We start from the raw sequence: 19,309 nt of genomic DNA on the forward strand, positions 1-19,309 counted from the left end.
ATTTAGGCTTCTTTTCATTTTTTTATTTTTTTCAATTGCTCTGTTAATCGAATGAAAGCTATTTGATCTTGTTGATCAAGTGCTAAATCAATGAGTGATAAAAGTTTTTCTCTTTGAAATCGCTTTATACTTTCATTTAAAAACTGCTCTGCAATGGCGCGGTCCGTTTCATTCACTTGAAGATGCTTGGGCATGAAGGGATTTTCTTCAAGAACGGCCACGTATTGATGTGCTTGATTGGAACTTTGAAAATTTAATTGAATGAAAATCTCTTCATCGCGATTTAAGCGAATGTCGTGAAATGATTTTTCAGCATCCGTCGTCATTACGTTTTCCTTATAAAACCGAAATGGAACTTTATCAACACAATGCGTAGACATGACCAATCCTCTTGGACAATACTGTGCCTGATCAACAAAGTGAACCTTTTCCATTAAACCGTCGTGACTCATCAAATAATTAAGAATCCACACACATTCTCTGCGTTTCAGCTGATAATGATTTAAAAACCAACGTATAAAGTCCTTTTTCTCGTTGACAGATACAGGGGTTGCCATTTTATATCCCTCCTCTGCTTATTCATCCTAAATGGATTATCTTTAGACTAATCTTTCAAGTATTTCTAGATACTCTTCATTACTTGGATCTTCTTTTAATAGCTTATTAAAAATTTCGGCAGCTTCCTTTGTTTTTCCTTCTTCCATTAAAAAATATCCGTAATCTTCTAAAAAGTCTGTGTTATTCTTAAAGAAAGTATATGCACGCTCATATTTGTTTAATGCCTGCAAATAATTTTCTGTTTTTTGATAAGAGATGGCGGCATCCCAGAGGAATTGGGGCTCTTCCTCGTCTAACGTTTCAATATACTCAACTAGATCAAGTACGTTTTCATATTGTTCATTTTGGATAAAAAGCTTGTTTAAAACTAAAGCAACCTCAGTAAAGCCTGGATCTAGGACAAGTGCTTGTCTTAGTAATTCCTCTGCTTCTTCCTCTTGTCCTAATTTTAAAGCGATTTTACCAGCATAATGAAATAAATCTTTATTAAATTCATCTTGTTTAATGCCTTCCTTTATTATCCGAAAACTTTCTTCAAGCTCACCTTCTTGCTCATATGACCTTGCTAAGTAAAGATATAACGAATGATATTCAGGGTCAAGCTCCATCAATTCGATAAATTTCTCTATCGCTGTCCGATAATAACCTGCCTGATATGCGGTAAATGCATAACCGAAAAGAGTATTAATTTCTAATTTTTCATCTAAAGCTCTATCATAATAAGGAAGTGCTTCCTCAAATTTGCCTGATACACTTAAAACTTCCGCTAAACGTTGGTTTAAATTTACCCCTGCGATTTCGGTCGCTTCATTTAATACCTGTTGATACGATTCAATCGCCTCAGTTAGTTTCCCTTGCTCTGCATATAGTTCCCCAAGGGCAAAATCAATTATCTTCTCATCCGGCAAAATCTTTTTTGCCTTTAAAATTTTTTGTTCACTAACTTCAAATAGCCCCTGCATTTGATATAAATCCGCTAATAACATTAAAGCTTGTGGGAACGAAGAATCCTGTTCTTGTATGCTTTCTAATAAATGTAGTGCATGGTTCTCGTTATCAAGTTCAAGATAGATTTCAGCTAAAAAGACTAGAAGTTCCCCTTCCTCTGGATATTTCTTAAGAAGTGTTTCAAATAAGGATTTGGCCTCTTCTAAAAAACCTAATTGGAAAAGTTTTTCACCTAAATCAAATTGAACTTCAGATTCCCCATTTTTTAAAACCTGTTTATATTTTTTTAACGCTTCCGATTGCTGACCATCTTCAAGTAATAAAATAATTTCATCAACGATTTGCATGTTTATTTCCTTTCTGTATTAAGAAATTGAAAAATATGACGGAGTATTAATTAAAACATACTCACCAAAGCCTGAACGAAATAAACTCTCGTTTCCTTCAGCTCGAATAACAACACCTTTATGAACCGTAATAAGTAGTCTATCATTATGATAATGAAACAGACTCATAACATCAATATTCTTGATTTCCCGATTTCTTTTATACAGATTATAACTTACTTCAGCACCTTGAATTAAGCTTGACTTTAATGGGAATATTCCAATTTTACTTAACACATTCATTTGAAGAGGTACTTTCTCATCTAGAGTAGAAGAAATATGATTGATCTTATGCTCATCGAGGATTCTGTTCCATTCCAGAAGTAATCTTTTGTTATTATGAAGGTCATTATCTGAAAATATCGGGATTAATGGACTATTATAGGGGAACATAGCTTCTCGTACCCACCCCCATGGAACCGAAGTAAGATCATCTGATTCCTTTATTTCAATAAAAATAGCGGGTATTTTTTCTCTTTTGCACTTTCTTACAAAACTAGAGCTAATCGTTCGAAGAGGAATTTTCACCCCTATGACATAATCAATCGGTGAATTAAGAAGCTCCACTTTTCTACTCTTTAATTTTGACTGTAACTCACTCTCATATTTCACTTCAACTATCGTCAATAAGGTAGTACAGCCCTTTTGAATAAACTGATTGAGGAAATAATCCCTTTTCTCTTGAAAGGAAACAGGTAAATCAATAAGAGGATCAAAAATCACATAAGTTGGAGTCATTATATATGGCTCCCCGTTCATTTTCATAAATGAATATTTATGAAAATGGCTGCTCATATAGGCAATATGATTTTCTTTAACCAGGAATGAGGTTGTGACAAGTTCGTTTTCTTTTAGAATATTAGCATTTTCAATAATATAAGTCATAAAACCACTCCAATTTTTGGTCTTAAGACAAGCTATGAAAAATACTAGAAAATATGACTTTATATTGAAGTTAGATTACTTACGATGCAAAAAAATCCGCATAATTGCGGATTTCCAAGTGATTTTTATTTAATTAGTCCGGATAAATCATTAAAAAAATTAGGATATGAAACCGCAACGGCTTCAGAATCTTCTAAATACACTTCTTCCTTACAAATTAATGCAGCGATCGCTAACATCATTCCAATACGATGATCCCCATGCGTTGATACTTTCCCACCATGAAGTCTTGTTGGACCATTTATGACCATTCCATCTTCAGTTGCTACAATATCTGCTCCGAGTTTGTTCAATTCATTAACCACTGTATCGATTCGATTCGTTTCCTTTACTTTCAATTCCTCTGCATCTTTAATCACAGTTGTTCCATTCGCCTGTGTAGCTAACAAAGCAATAATAGGAATTTCATCTATTAATCTCGGTATTAATTCTCCTTCGATTATCGATCCTACCAGTTCAGATGTCTGAATAATCAATTCACCAACTGGCTCATATGATTCCTCATTTTTCGAGACGATAGAAATATTTGCACCCATATTGTTTAAAACATCAACGATACCAGTTCTTGTCGGATTTAATCCGACATTTTTTAAATGAATTTTACTATCAGGTACAATTGCTCCTGCAACTAGAAAGAATGCAGCCGATGAGATATCTCCCGGTACATTAATTTTTGTTCCTGTTAAAGTTTGAGGGCCCTTTAGGACAATGGATAATCCATCTGTTTTGATTTCTCCACCAAATTGGCGAATCATTCTTTCCGTGTGATCTCGAGTTTTAGTCGGTTCAATAATCTGGGTTATTCCATCTGCTTGCAAACCCGCAAGTAATAATGCTGATTTTACTTGAGCACTCGCTACTGGCAAATTGTAGCTAATTGGCTTTAAATCGCCACCTACAACGGAAATAGGAATAAACTCTCCATTATTTCTACCGTTAATTTTTGCACCCATCTCCCTTAAAGGATTGATTACTCGTTTCATTGGTCGTTTGCCAATCGATTCATCACCAACAATGGCAGCATGGAAAGGTCTACCCGAAAGTAGGCCGAGCATTAATCGAATCGTAGTCCCAGAATTACCTACATTTAATACATGTACAGGCTCTTTTAAATGTTCCCACCCTTTACCTTCTATCGTAATCAAGTCATCATTCACTTCAATATCGATCCCAAGTTCTTTAAAACAAGCAATGGTGCTTAAACAGTCTTCACCTTTCAAAAAGTTAGTAACTGTTGTCTTCCCATTCGCAATTGCTCCAAACATAATTGACCGATGCGAAATAGACTTATCTCCAGGGATGTTTAAATGACCTTCTAATTTATGTATATTATGGATTAACTTTTGAGTCCCCATCTAACCATCCTTTCTATTTAGAAATGAGGTGTTAATTGCTAAAAAAAATTAAGAATCAACTGAAACGGCATAATTTGTTTTATTACTAATACATTCCATTGCTCGACTGCGATCTATATCCGTTTGAAAACTAATAACGAGTATTCCATAGATTTCCTCACGAGTTTCAATAATTCGTATATTAGTGATACTGATGTTTTCATCAGCTAAGTAAGCTGTTACTTCCGATATCACCCCAGGGAAATCAGGAACATCAACAAATAAATCATAGAAGGCTGGAATCGCACCCTTCTCCTTGATGGGTAGTAAATCACGGAACTGTTTTGCTTTATGAAAGTAATCAAAAATTGATTGAGCATTCTCCTGTTCGATTATTTCTTTTACATAGTCCATTTCCTTTATCCAATCATTTAATAAATCAACCAACACTGCTTTATTGTGTAGTAAAATATCTCTCCACATTTCAGGGCTACTGGATGCAATTCTAGTTATATCACGAAAACCACCAGCAGCTAGACGCGGCACTAATGCTTGATTTTTGCTACTTTTTTCTGCTTGATGCACGATTGAGGCAGCTATCAAATGTGGAAAATGACTGATAACTCCCGTTAGTCTATCATGTTCTTCTGCACTCATTATTAAAAATTTCGCATTTGTACCGTTTAATAATGTTTTTAGACTTTCAATTTTTTCATCTGCTATCCCATCTATAGGTGTTAATAAATAAAAGGCATTTTCAAAAAGAATGGATTTCGCAGCTAACACACCACTTTTATGAGAGCCAGCCATAGGATGACCACCAATAAAAGTAATATTTTTCTCCCTAAGTAGTTTTGCTGCTTTAACAATTTCCACTTTAGTGCTTCCAGTATCGGAAATGATAACACCTTCTTTTAAAGGTAAATTAGCCAATTCCCCAAGAATCTTTGCCGTTTCGAGTACTGGAGCAGATATAAAGATAAAATCAGCATTTTTGGCACCTTTTGGAAGATCTTCAACCATTTCATCTATTATTCCAAGCTTTACAGCCTTATTCATTTCAACCTTATTAATATCGTAGCCAAAAATCTTTATGTTAGGATGAACGTTTTTGATACATAGAGCCAACGAACCTCCGATTAATCCTAATCCTATTATAAACACACTTTTTTCCAATTTACTCACTACCTTTTGAATCCCAGTTATTAATCTAGTAACATTTTTCAGATATAATCATTTAAACCAAAGTGTTTTCAACAATTGTTTCTCTCTGTTCAAGGAATGTGCCTAACACTTGGATTAAGCCTTCATTCTGTTCTTTTAATCCTATCGTGATTCTAACTGAAGTAGGAAAGCCTAACCCTTTCCCAGATCGGACGATATACCCACGTTCTAATAGATATTGGAACACTTCATCTCCATCTTGATTAAAATCAATAAGAATAAAGTTTCCTTGTGAAGGAAAATAGTGCAACTCATTTTTTTTACAGAATTGATAAAATTGTTGTAATCCCTCTTGATTAGCCTTATTACATTGTTCAACAAAATTTTGATCTTTTAAGGCTGTTTCACCTGCTATTTGTGCTAAAGCATTTACATTAAATGGTTCCCTTGAAGGTTCAAGCCCTTTAATAATCACCGAATTGCCTATACAATAACCTAATCTAAATCCGGCTAATCCATAAATTTTCGAAAATGTTCTTAAAATAACTAGGTTTTCATAAAGATGAATGAACTCATGTGAGTGATAGTAATCGGGTTCATGAACATACTCATAATACGCTTCATCTAAAACAACTAAAACATGTTTTGGTACTTGATCTAAAAACGAAATGATTTGATCTTTCTTAATATAAGTTCCTGTTGGGTTATTCGGACTGCATAGCCAAACTACATTTGTCTTTTCATCAATCGCTTGAAGCATGTTAGATAAATCATGCTCGCCATTAATCAATGAAACTTCACGTATTTCTGCTCCTTCAATAATCGCATTATGTTTGTATTGTGGAAAAGTTGGGGTTGCCATTACCGTATTGCATTCTTTATGAAGTAAGGACCTTGAAATGATTCGAATAATCTCGTCAGATCCGTTTCCAAACATTAGTTGATCGGGATTTACATTTAGAAAATTGGCCATTGATATTCTTAAAGGTGAAGCAAGTCCGTCTGGATACAAAGAATATGGTACATCCATCTGTATAATTGCCTTTTTCACATTAGGAGAACTCCCATATGGATTTTCATTGGATGCTAGCTTAATGATTTTTTCCAATCCAAATTGTTTTTTAACTGCTTCAATTGATTTTCCTGGTTGATAAGGTTTTAAGGAATGTAGTTGCTGTTTTATCTTCAATTTCTTCACCTCAAGGTCAAATAATTTCAGAACATATCGGCTCACATAAATGACTTCCTCATGATTATTATTATTTCTTCCTCTGAAATCGGCGTTAGAACAGGCTGACCAATTTTAGACAATAACACCATTCTTATTTCTTCTTTTACCGATTTTTTGTCTTGTTTCATACGTTCGATTAGTTGTTTAATCGATAATTCGTTCGGGATAGACGTATGATAGCCCAATTCCTTTAGCCAATAAATGAAGTTGTTTAGATCAAATTCTAGATTTAATTTTTCAATGCTTAATTTCAAAGCGAAAATCATGCCGATAATAACCGCTTCACCATGAGAAATCTTTCCGTAGCCCATTTCAGCCTCAATGGCATGACCTAAAGTATGCCCCAAGTTTAGAAACGCTCTTTCTCCTTGTTCCCTCTCATCATTGCTTACAAACTTCCTTTTTACTTTTATTCCTTCTGAGAGCATCCATTGTAAATGATCCATATCCAATGTTTCTAAAGTTCTAATCTTTTGGACTAACCAATTATAAAAGGAATTATCATGGATGAGAGAATGCTTTATGACTTCAGCAAACCCAGATCGTTTTTCTTTTAGGGAAAGGGTTTGAATAAAATCTAAATCAAAAATAACAGCTTCAGGTTGATAGAAGGAACCTATCATATTTTTCCCAACTGGATGATTGATCGCTACTTTACCACCAACCGCACTATCGTGTGCTAGGATGGTAGTAGGAATTTGAATAAACGGTATTCCCCTCATAAAGGTTGAGGCAATAAATCCACCTAAATCTCCAATTGCCCCTCCCCCAAAAGCTAGAAGGACAGAATTTCGATCTAACTTTTGTTCAAGAGCAAAAGTTAAAACATCATAATAGACTTCAAATGTTTTTGCTGCTTCACCGATAGGAGTGATATAAGTACAATAATCAAAGTCTTTTAATACATGTTCTAATGTGGACAAATGGAGATCCGCTACCAACTTATCTGTAATAAGGATCATTTTACTCATCTTCGTGAATCTTTTTTTTATAAATTTTGGAAATTCGTCAATTGTCCTCGATCCAAGAAAAACTGGATATGATTTAGATTCAGTCGAGATATTTATTAGCTCCATTAAAAATCCCTCGCGAAATCCCTTTGAGCTTGAATGGTTTGCTGTAACGACTCCAAACGGTCACTATAAAATTGACTAACGATAGCAGAAGCGATTTCCCATGCTACAACACTTTCAGCAACTACAGCAGCAGCAGGAACTGCACAACTATCCGATCTTTCAATGCTAGCTGCAAAAGCTTCTTTTGTTTCGATATCTACACTTTGTAAAGGTTTATATAAAGTCGGAATAGGTTTCATTACTCCTCTTACTACAATTGGCATTCCTGTAGACATTCCTCCTTCAAAACCTCCCAATCGATTGGTTTTACGATAATAGCCTTTTTCCTCTGTCCAAGCAATTTCATCATGAACTTGACTGCCCGGCTTTCTAGCTGCATCAAAACCAATTCCAAATTCTACACCTTTAAAGGCATTGATACTAACTATAGCACCTGCAATTTTTGCATCTAATTTTCGATCATAATGTACATAGCTACCTACACCAGGAGGCATTCCTTCAACAATCACTTCCACTACCCCACCAATAGAATCACCATTTGCTTTTGCAGAATCAATCGCTTCTTTCATTTTCTCTTCTGCGTTTTTATCTACACAACGAACCGAAGAGTTTTCCGTCATTTGTCTTAGTTCTTCCAAAGAGACATAGGCAATCTCTTCAGCTTTTATTCCTCCAATTTCAATTACATGTGAAGCAACTTCAATACCAAGTAATGATAAAAGTTTTTTAGCGACAGCACCTGCAGCTACTCGAACTGTCGTTTCTCTTGCAGAGGATCTTTCTAACACATTTCTCATATCTCGATGTCCGTACTTTAAAGCACCGTTTAAATCAGCATGACCAGGTCGTGGTCTAGTAATTACCCTTTTAATTTCTTCATTTTCAGTTTCAGAAATAGGTTCAGAGCCCATTATTTTCGTCCAATGCTTCCAATCATTATTTTCTACAACTAATGTAATTGGAGATCCTAGAGATAAACCATGTCTGACTCCGGATAAAATTTGGACTTTGTCTTTCTCAATTTGCATTCTTCGACCTCTACCATGACCTTTTTGCCGTCTTTCAAGTTCTCTATTAATATCTTCCTCCGTTAATGGAATCCCAGCTGGCAAGCCTTCTACGATAGCTGTTAATTGTGGTCCATGGGATTCCCCAGCAGTTAAATATCTCATTAAAAGCTCATTCCTCCTTCAACTCATAAATGTTTTATAATAGCATTTGCCTTTTAAAAAAAGGCTTCTATAGCATAGTTTATTATTTTTGTCGTTCAAGTTTGTCCGTTGATTTCCGCTACGGTCACTTGCTTTCCGCGGGGAGGGATCGGAGCCTATCTAGCTGCAACGCCTAGCCCCTCGAGGTCATAAGCCACTCCCGGAATGAAGGCAAAGAACGCCTTCTTTCCGGGAGCGTCTTATGCTTGTCGGGGCTAAGCAAGGCGCTTCCGCTTTTCTTCTCCTCGGCGTTCCCGCCTGTGGGGTCTCCCATTTCCCTCTATTTCCCGCAGGAGTCAAGTGACCTCCGCTTCAATCAACTCAGATTTAAAATTATGTAGTACTTTAAAAGATATTTACTTAATGAATACAAGCTTTCTAAAAGATTGATGTTTTTGAAAAACAAACAGGTTTTATAGAGGTTGATTGGAACGGAAGGTGCGAGACACCTGCGGGAGTAGCGGGACAGGTGAGACCCCGCAGGAGCTATGCTCCGAGGAGGCTCACCGCCTGCCTCGCGGAAAGCGAGCAACCTGCAGTGGAAATCAACCATTCTACTTGTCAAAAGTAACAAAGTTAACGAAGACATAGAAAAATCAAATCAAATGGAAGCTAATTTATTTTTGAAACCTTTTAATTCGCTCATAAATGAATGGAACTCTTTGATATTCATTTGCTGCGCTGAATCTGACAATGCAACTGCTGGGTCTGGATGAACTTCTGCCATTACTGCATCTGCACCGATAGCCAATGCTGCTTTTGCCGTTGGAAGAAGTAAATCCTTCCTTCCAGTTGAATGAGTTACATCGACCACAACAGGCAGATGAGTTTCTTTCTTTAAAATCGGTACTGCAGATATATCAAGGGTGTTACGCGTAGCTCTTTCGTATGTGCGAATACCACGCTCGCATAATATAATTTGGTCATTTCCTTGTGCAATTATATATTCGGCTGCATGAACAAATTCATCAATCGTTGCTGCTAAACCACGTTTTAGTAATACAGGTTTGTTGACCTTCCCTACAGCTCTTAATAAATCGAAATTTTGCATATTTCGCGCGCCTACTTGAATCACATCAACATAATCAAGTGCCATCTCTACATCATTGGGATTTAAAATTTCACTAATGATTGCCATATCATACTCATCAGCTACTTGTCGTAAAATTTGTAATCCTTCTATTCCTAAACCTTGGAAATCATAAGGCGATGTTCTAGGTTTAAAAGCTCCTCCACGCATTAGATTAATTCCTTGTTCCTTCATCGCTTGCGCAACAATACGAACTTGATCAAGACTTTCGACAGCACAAGGTCCCATGATAAATGTTTGTATGCCACTTCCTAGCAACTCACCTTTTACATCTACAATGGTATTTTCTTGTTTCTTTTTACGTGAAACTAATAATGCTTTTCGATTATCGTCTTCTTGAAGCTCAAGACTAGCTTTAAGAATCGTTTTAAATATGTGCTGAAGTGTAGATGTTTCAAATGGTCCTTCATTTTGTTCTGCAACCATATCGAGCACTTCTCGCTCTCTTACTGGATCAAAGCGTTTTGTACCTTGTAGCTTCTTTTGCTGACCAATTTCTTGAACAATCTTTGCTCGCTCGTTTAATAGATATACCAACTGTGAGTTAATATTATCCACCTTTTGACGTAAATTCATTAATTCATTGTTTCCCATTATAATTGCCTCCCTAAAATGTTAAGTGTAAAAAACGACAAAGAGCCCCTCATCCATAGGGACGAAGAAGCTCCGCGGTACCACCCTAGTTGATAAATCATCATGATTTACCCACTTAATTAAATGTGTCCTATTAAACTCAGCTGTATTTCATACGATAAATGCCTAGATTTTCACCAAATCATCTAGTCTCTATATGCTGCATAATATCTTACTACTTCGACTGAAGACACTATTATTTTTTAATAAATTAAATATATTTTCGCACTTAAACGCTTTTAAGCGTTAAAGTAACTATAGTATATATTAAATTTACTGTCAATAATAAAAAATGATACGAGAATTTCTTTTCTCCCATTAGCTATTCAATTTTCAATGAACAAAAGTTACTCCTTCTAATTTTGAAAAAAAAAGTCCCTACTGGTTTTCCAGTAGGGACGATGGTTATCGCGGTGCCACCCTAGTTGTAGACAAACTTCATCTACCTCTCTCGTTGTTAACGGTCATACTTACCGTCTTTCCCTTCATAAAGACATGTCTTTACTACGAAAAAGATGCTCCAGGACTGAAATTCACGTTTGCTTTTGTACTGATTCACACCTTCCATCAGCTCTCTGAAACAGGGAAACAAACATTACTAAATATCCTCTCATTGCTTAGCTTATTCAATTGTATACTTAAATGCAAAAAGTCCCTACTGATTCACTCAGTAGGGACGATAATAATCGCGGTACCACCCTAGTTGTAGACAGAAATCATCTACCACTCTTTATTGTTAACGATCATTCGACCGTCTTTCCCTTCATAAAGGCTATTAGCCTTTATTACGAAAAAGAAGCTCCAGGATTGAAATTCATATTTATCTTTGTACTGATTCACACCAACCATCAGCTCTCTATAACAGTGAGATAAACATTACTTGATTCCCTTCAATGCATTGTTAAAATTAATATGTTGTTTTGAATTATAATAGTTTTTCTTTAGAAATGTCAATAGTATTTTTCAGAAAATTATTTTTTCAAATAACTTTTCATTTTTTTCGATAAAAAAAAGTATCCTCTGTTTCAAAACCATAAACGCTTTGGTTAAAGATTTGTTCCGTACTTCCAACAAAGAAAATACCATCTGGTTTTAGTGCTTGGCTAAATTTTTGGTATAGTTTGTCCTTTGCCTCTTCTGTAAAATAAATTAGCACATTTCTACAGACGATTAAATCAAATGGACCATTAAATGGGTCAGAAAGCAGATTTTGCTTTTTAAAAGTAACCGTTTTTTTGATACTTTCATCTATTCGAAAATAGTCTCCATCCTTAGTGAAATATTTCTTTTTCATTTCAGCTGGAACTTCGTTTAAAGATCTCTCAGAATAGACCCCCATTTTTGCTTTTGCAATGACATTCGTGTCGATATCTGTAGCTAAAATGTCAATTTGCGATAAAGGAACTAAATTAGACAAAATCATAGCAATCGTATATGGCTCTTCACCAGTTGAACAAGCTGCGCTCCAGATTTTTAATCGTTTATTATTTTCTAATAATTTTGGAAGGATTTTGTTTTCGAGAACTTCCCATCGTTTCGCATTTCGATAAAATTCAGAAACATTGATGGTCATTCGATCTAAAAATTCATTTAATAAATTCGAATCTTTATTTATCGATATAAAAAAATCGTCAAATGACTGAAAACCTTTTTTTTCATACATCGTAGTCAGTCTTCGTTTCATTTGAGCTTCTTTATATAAATTTAAATCGATCCCCGTTTTCGTTTTCATTTTCTGAACAAAATTTTGGTAATCATCAATCATAGTGAACTCCCCTGAAAAATCTTCTTTTTATTCATTCTTATTAATTATATCGGAAATAAAAAAATTTTGGAGAGTGTTTTTTGTTATAAATTCGAAAATAAAAAGAAAAAAGGCACCTGCATAACATGCAAGTGCCTTATAAATTAGTAGATCCACTCATTTACAATTTTGCTGTATTCAAGTACATCTTCTTTAAAGAACAATCCGATTTCACGCTCTGCACTCGCTGGAGAATCAGAACCGTGAATAATGTTTTTACCTACTGTTAATCCGAAATCTCCACGAATCGTACCTGTTGCAGCATCCTTTGGATTCGTAGCACCCATCATTCCTCGTGCAGTTGCGATAACATTTTCACCCTGCCAAACCATTGCAAACACTGGTCCAGAAGTAATAAAGTCAACAAGTTCTCCGAAGAAAGGACGCTCTTTATGTTCGCCATAGTGCTCTTCAGCTAGTTCTTGTGAAATTTGCATTAATTTTGCTCCAACTAATTGGAAACCTTTCTTTTCAAATCGGCAAACGATTTCACCGATTAAATTGCGTTGTACTCCATCAGGTTTGACCATTAAAAAGGTTTTTTCCATTTGTTCCACTCCTAATTATATGTAAGTTATTATCTCGTGATAATCCAGAAAAATAGTAACATTGTTTAGAAAATTTATCAACTATATCAATTTTTTCTACGTCCAATGTATTTAGAAATATCTTTAAAAGTCTTCTTAGCTTTATTGTTAGGGAGTTCATCTAAAACTTGAAGTGCTTTTTCAAGATATTGATCACTCATTTTTAATGAACGTTCAATGGCACCGGAATTTTTGATCAATTGAATAATCGTTGAAAGTTCATCTCTGTCCATATCTTCATGGACGCTACATATCTTTCTTTTTAAATTTTCATCTTCCATCGCGAAAAGTACAGGTAATGTTATATTCCCTTGTACTAGGTCACTTCCAGCAGGTTTTCCAAGTTCTTTTTCTGTCCCGGTAAAATCTAGACAATCATCCGTAATTTGAAAGGACATTCCAACAAAATAGCCGAATCGATATAAAGTATTATGTAAATTTTCCTCTACTCCAGCTGCCACAGCCCCGAGTTGACAGCTAACAGCTATGAGCAATGCTGTTTTTCGTTTAATTCTTCTTAAATAATCTCTTAAATTTTGATCAAAGTTGTATTTATCTTTAATTTGTTCGATCTCACCAATACAAAGTTCAACAATGGCTTTTGATAAAATTTTATGAGCAACAGGCTTTTCAATTTTTGTCATTAACTCAATCGCTCTTGCAAAAATGTAATCACCTGTATACATGGCAATTTTATTGTCCCACTTTGTTTTAATGGTTGGTTTTCCTCTTCTCAGCTCTGCGTCATCAATCACATCATCATGCACCAGGGACGCCATATGGATCAGCTCTAAAGCAACCGCTACATTTTTGATCGTATTAATATCATATTGACCAAATTTCCCACCAAGCAAAACAAAAACTGGACGAAGTCTTTTTCCTCCAGCTTGTAGTATGTGCAAAGAAGCTTGTCGTAATAACTGCGATTCTGTTTGAATCGCGGCCTCAAGCTCTTTTTCAACCATATTAATATCCGAATTCAAAAATGAGTACATCATTTTTAATTTCATCTGAATCCACCAGCTTTACCATTTAGCTTTTTTATTCTTTACTCTTTTTTATAACCAATATGAACAGCAGCTACACCTAAGCTATAAGGCTTATAGTAGACATTCTTAAAACCAGCGTTTTCAAACATACTAGCTAACTGTTTCATACCTGGAAAATCCCGAGCTGATTCTTGAAGCCAAGAATATTCTTTATAGCTTTTAGCAAATAATTTGCCAAAGGCAGGCATCACAAATCGAAAATAGAAATAATATAACTGTTTAAAACCGATCATCGTTGGTTGTGAAGTTTCCAAACAAACTGCCATTCCTCCAGGTTTTAACACACGATTCATCTCACGAAGTACTTGCAAATAATCTGGTACATTTCGTAAACCAAATCCGATTGTAACATAATCAAACGAATTGTCATCAAAAGGTAATTCCATCGCATTACCATGAATAAGCTTCACATGTTTTAGACCTAACTCATTAACTTTTTTATGGCCTATTTTAAGCATATTCTCACTAAAATCCAACCCTACAACTTCTCCATTTGAACCAGTTGCGTTTGCAAGTGCAATCGTCCAATCAGCTGTACCACAGCAAACGTCTAATGCTTTAGAATTAGGCTTGACATTCATACGCTTCATCGTATCTTTACGCCATCTAATATGTTGTTGAAAACTAATAACTGAATTCATCTTATCATAGTTATCGTATATTTTTTCGAATACATGATGCACTCGCTCTTCTTTTGATTGCTGCATACTAGTCTAACCCTCTTCCACAAATGTTTTTTCATTTGGTATTTGATGCAATAAAATCGAAAACCTTCTCTTTAACGTTTCATTTATTGGAGGGATATTTTGAATATTTTCCTCAATGATTTGTTTAGAGCTTTGAATATACCGATCCAAGATGCTAACCAAGTATTTTTGTTGTTCTATCGTATATTCTGTGTGTTGAAAATTTGGAAACTCGATTTTCATTAATGCCTCAAATAAAGGAGAAGTACCTTCTTGAATTAGTTTATTTTTTTCAAATAATAATCTCTTAATTAATAGAGTATGTGGAGAGATTTCATTCCAATTTCTTTCTTGAAAATAAGCTGCTAGCTTACTCAGTAAGGCGGATTCAATAATCATGATACTATTCATAAGTCGGTCAATCTCATCAATATCGTTCTGATAAAAAAGAATTTTGTGCTCATTTATCTCTTTTATTCCCTCTGATAGGAGACGAATCATTGCTAAATTACTCGTATCAGATAAGATTTTATAATAAAGACTACTATAATATATTCCGGCAAGCACGGTCAGCTGCCTAGGTTTTAAACTGGAATCCGTCTCACTTGTTGATAAGGAGTTAGAGACATTTTCATGGGTATCAAGGGCTATTTGTATCAACATGGTCGTGACAACAAAATCTTCCATTTCTTTTTTTGTTAAGCCATGTTGTTCTAACATAGAAATGATCAGAAGGAGTTTATCTTCATCAATATATGGAGATTGAATATTCCTATTTAAGTAGTTATGACGAATCTTGTGAAGTACAAGTTCTTTCATATCCGTTACTAGCGTTTTTATTTGCTGCAAATCATATCACCCTTGCTTCCCTCGCGGAATTCTTTTTGGATTTATAAAATGTGTATTTCTCGCGACATAAGGCAGTCATTATTATACCATAAAAGAATCCAAGTTGGCATGTTTAATAAAGTAGTTAATTGGAATTATTCTCTTTTTTCATTTTGAATTTAAATCTTTATTTTTTTGCTTCACTTTCAATTTCACCATTAGAAGTTATGATTTTAGCATTTCCTCTAACTTTTATGGCAGAGGTATGTTCTGTAAATTGAGCAATCATCACTTCACCTTTGTCCAATTTTTCCGAATGATGAAAACGTGTATCTGTTCCTCTTGTCAGCCCAATAACATTTACTCCATCTTCAATAGCTTTTATCACTACATAATCACCGTTAAAAGTAATTTTCTTATCCATATGTACATTCACTTCCATTTTTGATTATTCGTAAATGAAGAGAGTTCTATTTTTTAATTTTTTATTAAACTAAGAATTTCAGACCGCGCCTGAGAGTCTTTTGCAAAAATTCCTCTTGCTGCAGAGGTAACAGTTTTTGCTCCTGGTTTTTTTACCCCTCTCATTGTCATACACATATGTTCAGCCTCTAGTACCACCATTACACCATGAGGTTCTAGTTTTTTCATAATAGAATCTGCTACAGTTGAAGTAATTCTTTCTTGCAGCTGTGGTCTTCGCGATACTGCTTCAACTGCACGTGCTAGTTTACTTAAACCTGTAACTTTTCCATTACGAGGAATATAAGCTACATGTGCATGCCCATAAAAAGGAACTAAATGATGCTCACACATGGAGTAGAATGGTATATCTTTCACTAAAACTAATTCTTCATGATCTTCACCAAATATCGTTTCGAAATATTCATCTGGATCTTGATTTAAACCTTCAAAAACTTCTTCATACATTTTGGCTACCCTTTTAGGAGTATCTAGTAGCCCTTCACGATTTGGATCTTCTCCTATCGCTTCTAAAATTAGACGTACCGCTTCCTCTATTTGGGCACGATTAACACTAGCCATGAATCTTTCCCCCAGTATGATGTCTTTATCATATAAAGTAACTTATTTCATATTAGCATAACCACTTTGTTTGTAGCAAAAACAATTAGTCCATACATAGAAAGTAGGTAGGAATTGCTCGTAATAGAAAAAAGACCATGGAATTCCATGGCCTTCTTGCTTAAGCTCTAGCTTAAAGCAGTATTTTATGTAATTATTTAACTGCATCTTTAAGCGCTTTACCAGGTTTGAATGCTGGTACTTTACTTGCAGCGATTTCGATTTCTTCACCTGTTTGTGGGTTACGTCCCTTACGAGCAGCACGCTCACGAACTTCGAAGTTACCAAATCCGATAAGTTGAACCTTATCACCGCTTTTTAGAGCTTCTAAAATTGAGTCAAAAACAGCATCAACCGCTTTAGTAGCGTCCTTTTTTGAAATTTCACTAGCTTCAGCAACTGCATTTACTAAATCTGTCTTGTTCATGCCATTCACCTCCTCCCGAAATAAGTTTGGAATCAGAATATAGGTATCTACCTACATTTCTAAACACTTTTTCTTATTTCTATACGTTACAGATGAATTATTGTGCTAATTTTTCAAAAATAAACGTTAAAAGTGACTAAAAAGGATTAAAACCCTTTCATAGCAAGCCTTCAAGCATTTATAGCACTAATTCTGTTAAAAGATTATCACAATCATTTACTCTTATCAAGAAAATTTCAAGAAATAATAGGAATCTTTTCTCAAAAGATACATATTTTTAATAAGTTTAGGGAATTTATGATCGATTTCAAGAACAAAAGCGCGGAGCCACTTGATCAGCCCCCGACAAGCAAATGCCATCCCAAAGAGGAGGATCGCTCTTTAACCTCCTCTTTTAGGCGTCATTTGACCTCAAGGTCGACAAATACGCGACGTCCTGTCCCATTGTCGACACTAGTATTTCCTGTACGTCGGGGCTAGGATGCTTGCGCTGTACGTGGATTATACAGCTTAAGAAGTTATCCATATCGAAGTATTTAATAGTTTCCTTAGCAAAAATAAAAGACTCCTTTTTCGGGAGCCTTTTTACTCTTTTATAGGATAATGGCGATTAAACCACCAGAACCTTCATTTATGATTCTCTCAAGTGTTTCTTTTAATTTATAACGTGCATTCTCTGGCATTAATGATATTTTCGCTTGGATTCCTTCTCGAACTATGGAGCTAAGTGAACGTCCGAAAATATCGGAATTCCAGATTGATAGTGGATCATCCTCAAAGTCTTGCATTAAATAGCGCACAAGCTCTTCTGATTGTTTTTCCGTTCCAATAATTGGTGCAAATTCCGATTCAACATCCACTTTAATCATGTGGATAGAAGGAGCTACAGCTCTTAATCTAACACCAAATCTTGCCCCTTGTCGAATGATTTCTGGCTCCTCTAAGCTCATATCTGCTAAAGATGGTGAAGCCACCCCGTAGCCCGTCTGTTTAACCATTTTTATCGCATCCGAAATTTGATCATACTCTCTCTTTGCATAGGCAAAATCTTGCATAAGCTCAAGGAGATGGTCTTTCCCTCTAATCTCCACACCTACAATTTCTTTTAATATATCATCATATAAATCATCTGGTGCAAACAAATCGATTTCGGCAACACCATGACCCATTTCTATTCCCGCAAGACCTGCTCGATCAATAAAATCATAATCACTGAACTGATGAACGACACGATCTACATCACGAAGTCTCTTAATATCTTTAACTGTTTCTTTTACTGCCTCTTGATAGCTTTCTCTAAGCCAATGATTATCACGCAGCACCATGACCCAGCTTGGAAGATTTACATTCACTTCTAATACTGGGAATTCATATAATGCTTCACGTAGTACATTTAAAACATCGGCTTCTCTCATCCCTTCAACACTCATGGCTACGACAGGGATATCGTACTTCTCAGATAAGTTTGCCCGTAAAGATTCTGTATTTGGATGATGTGGCTGAGCGCTATTTACAATCATAATAAAAGGTTTACCGACTTCTTTTAACTCTTCAATGACTCTTTCTTCCGCTTCAACATAGCTGCTGCGTGTAAGCTCTCCAATCGTCCCATCAGTCGTAATAACGACACCAATTGTGGAATGCTCTTGAATCACTTTACGTGTGCCGATTTCAGCGGCTTCATGGAATGGGATTGGTTCCTCATACCAAGGAGTCGTGATCATTCTTGGACCGTTCTCATCCTCATAGCCCTTTGCACCTGGAACTGTATAGCCTACACAATCTACCAAACGAATATTTACATCCAAACCATCACCGACATGGACTGTTGCTGCCTGATTTGGAACGAACTTTGGCTCAGTTGTCATAATGGTTTTACCCGCTGCACTTTGTGGTAGTTCATCTTGCGTACGAGCTCTCTCGGCCTCATTTGTCATGTTTGGTAATACAACTAATTCCATGAATTTTTTAATAAAAGTGGATTTGCCTGTTCGTACGGCACCAACAACGCCAAAATAGATGTCTCCACCCGTTCTTTCAGCGATATCTTTAAAAATATCTACCTTTTCCAAGAGATCCCCTCCCGATCATCATACAATATATGGGATAATAATATATCCATTTCATTCATGTTGGACAGTATATGTTTATGATGTTGTCCTATGTTTTTATGACAGTTATTGAATATTTATTTTACCTCCCTATTTCAATTTCTTTTTTTGAAGCTAGTATTCCAAACCGAACTTTACAAATTTGATGGAATAGAAGC

The 19,309-nt window shown here is 35.4% G+C and carries 18 protein-coding genes and 2 other annotated features; all 18 genes read right to left on the bottom strand.

Annotated elements, in window-relative coordinates:
• Positions 1 to 14: 14 nt before the first annotated feature.
• A complete protein-coding gene (locus ACFSO7_RS17960; protein ID WP_377878731.1) occupies positions 15 to 557 on the bottom strand; it encodes a ReoY family proteolytic degradation factor in 543 nt (180 codons plus the stop codon).
• 42 nt (positions 558 to 599) lie between these two features.
• Positions 600 to 1,853, bottom strand: coding sequence for a tetratricopeptide repeat protein (locus tag ACFSO7_RS17965; RefSeq protein ID WP_377878732.1), 1,254 nt, complete (start codon positions 1,851 to 1,853; stop codon positions 600 to 602).
• Positions 1,854 to 1,871: 18 nt separating this feature from the next.
• Positions 1,872 to 2,777, bottom strand: a complete 906-nt coding sequence (locus tag ACFSO7_RS17970) for a hypothetical protein (RefSeq protein WP_377878734.1) — start codon at positions 2,775 to 2,777, stop codon at positions 1,872 to 1,874.
• A gap of 125 nt (positions 2,778 to 2,902) precedes the next feature.
• Positions 2,903 to 4,192 carry a 3-phosphoshikimate 1-carboxyvinyltransferase gene (aroA, locus tag ACFSO7_RS17975; protein ID WP_377878735.1) on the bottom strand — a complete coding sequence of 430 codons (1,290 nt, stop codon included), beginning with the start codon at positions 4,190 to 4,192 and terminating at the stop codon, positions 2,903 to 2,905.
• 48 nt (positions 4,193 to 4,240) lie between these two features.
• Positions 4,241 to 5,347 (bottom strand): prephenate dehydrogenase, encoded by a 1,107-nt coding sequence (locus tag ACFSO7_RS17980; RefSeq protein ID WP_377879469.1) that lies wholly within the window; start codon positions 5,345 to 5,347, stop codon positions 4,241 to 4,243.
• A 61-nt stretch (positions 5,348 to 5,408) separates the two neighbouring features.
• Positions 5,409 to 6,524: a histidinol-phosphate transaminase gene (hisC, locus tag ACFSO7_RS17985; RefSeq protein ID WP_377879470.1), complete on the bottom strand. Its 1,116-nt coding sequence runs from the start codon at positions 6,522 to 6,524 to the stop codon at positions 5,409 to 5,411.
• A 41-nt stretch (positions 6,525 to 6,565) separates the two neighbouring features.
• Entirely contained in the window at positions 6,566 to 7,642 is a 1,077-nt protein-coding gene (gene aroB / locus ACFSO7_RS17990) for a 3-dehydroquinate synthase (RefSeq protein WP_377878737.1), read from the bottom strand.
• Entirely contained in the window at positions 7,642 to 8,814 is a 1,173-nt protein-coding gene (gene aroC, locus ACFSO7_RS17995; protein ID WP_377878738.1) for a chorismate synthase, read from the bottom strand. The genes aroB and aroC overlap by 1 nt, the downstream gene beginning before the upstream one ends.
• 640 nt (positions 8,815 to 9,454) lie before the next feature.
• Positions 9,455 to 10,537: a bifunctional 3-deoxy-7-phosphoheptulonate synthase/chorismate mutase gene (locus ACFSO7_RS18000; protein ID WP_377878739.1), complete on the bottom strand. Its 1,083-nt coding sequence runs from the start codon at positions 10,535 to 10,537 to the stop codon at positions 9,455 to 9,457.
• Positions 10,538 to 10,967: 430 nt separating this feature from the next.
• Positions 10,968 to 11,199: a binding site (T-box leader), on the bottom strand.
• A gap of 46 nt (positions 11,200 to 11,245) precedes the next feature.
• Positions 11,246 to 11,479: a binding site (T-box leader), on the bottom strand.
• Between the two features lie 88 nt (positions 11,480 to 11,567).
• On the bottom strand, positions 11,568 to 12,338 hold the full coding sequence (locus ACFSO7_RS18005) for a CheR family methyltransferase (protein WP_377879471.1): 771 nt from the start codon (positions 12,336 to 12,338) through the stop codon (positions 11,568 to 11,570).
• 146 nt (positions 12,339 to 12,484) lie between these two features.
• On the bottom strand, positions 12,485 to 12,928 hold the full coding sequence (gene ndk, locus ACFSO7_RS18010) for a nucleoside-diphosphate kinase (RefSeq protein ID WP_377878740.1): 444 nt from the start codon (positions 12,926 to 12,928) through the stop codon (positions 12,485 to 12,487).
• A gap of 86 nt (positions 12,929 to 13,014) precedes the next feature.
• Positions 13,015 to 13,977 (bottom strand): heptaprenyl diphosphate synthase component II, encoded by a 963-nt coding sequence (hepT, locus tag ACFSO7_RS18015; RefSeq protein WP_377878741.1) that lies wholly within the window; start codon positions 13,975 to 13,977, stop codon positions 13,015 to 13,017.
• 38 nt (positions 13,978 to 14,015) lie between these two features.
• The gene (locus ACFSO7_RS18020; protein ID WP_377878743.1) at positions 14,016 to 14,723 is read right to left on the bottom strand and encodes a demethylmenaquinone methyltransferase; all 708 of its coding nucleotides are present in this window, start codon (positions 14,721 to 14,723) and stop codon (positions 14,016 to 14,018) included.
• Between the two features lie 6 nt (positions 14,724 to 14,729).
• Entirely contained in the window at positions 14,730 to 15,551 is an 822-nt protein-coding gene (locus tag ACFSO7_RS18025; protein WP_377878745.1) for a heptaprenyl diphosphate synthase component 1, read from the bottom strand.
• Positions 15,552 to 15,717: 166 nt separating this feature from the next.
• Entirely contained in the window at positions 15,718 to 15,954 is a 237-nt protein-coding gene (gene mtrB / locus ACFSO7_RS18030; RefSeq protein ID WP_377878747.1) for a trp RNA-binding attenuation protein MtrB, read from the bottom strand.
• Positions 15,955 to 16,007: 53 nt separating this feature from the next.
• Positions 16,008 to 16,574 (bottom strand): GTP cyclohydrolase I FolE, encoded by a 567-nt coding sequence (gene folE, locus ACFSO7_RS18035; RefSeq protein ID WP_377878748.1) that lies wholly within the window; start codon positions 16,572 to 16,574, stop codon positions 16,008 to 16,010.
• Positions 16,575 to 16,767: 193 nt separating this feature from the next.
• Positions 16,768 to 17,040: an HU family DNA-binding protein gene (locus tag ACFSO7_RS18040; protein WP_377878749.1), complete on the bottom strand. Its 273-nt coding sequence runs from the start codon at positions 17,038 to 17,040 to the stop codon at positions 16,768 to 16,770.
• A 593-nt stretch (positions 17,041 to 17,633) separates the two neighbouring features.
• Positions 17,634 to 19,112: a stage IV sporulation protein A gene (spoIVA, locus tag ACFSO7_RS18045; RefSeq protein WP_377878751.1), complete on the bottom strand. Its 1,479-nt coding sequence runs from the start codon at positions 19,110 to 19,112 to the stop codon at positions 17,634 to 17,636.
• Between the last annotated feature and the right edge of the window lie 197 nt (positions 19,113 to 19,309).

Origin of the sequence: Bacillus sp. CGMCC 1.16607 (assembly GCF_042683745.1) — a bacterium.
Lineage (GTDB): Bacteria > Bacillota > Bacilli > Bacillales > Cytobacillaceae > Pseudoneobacillus.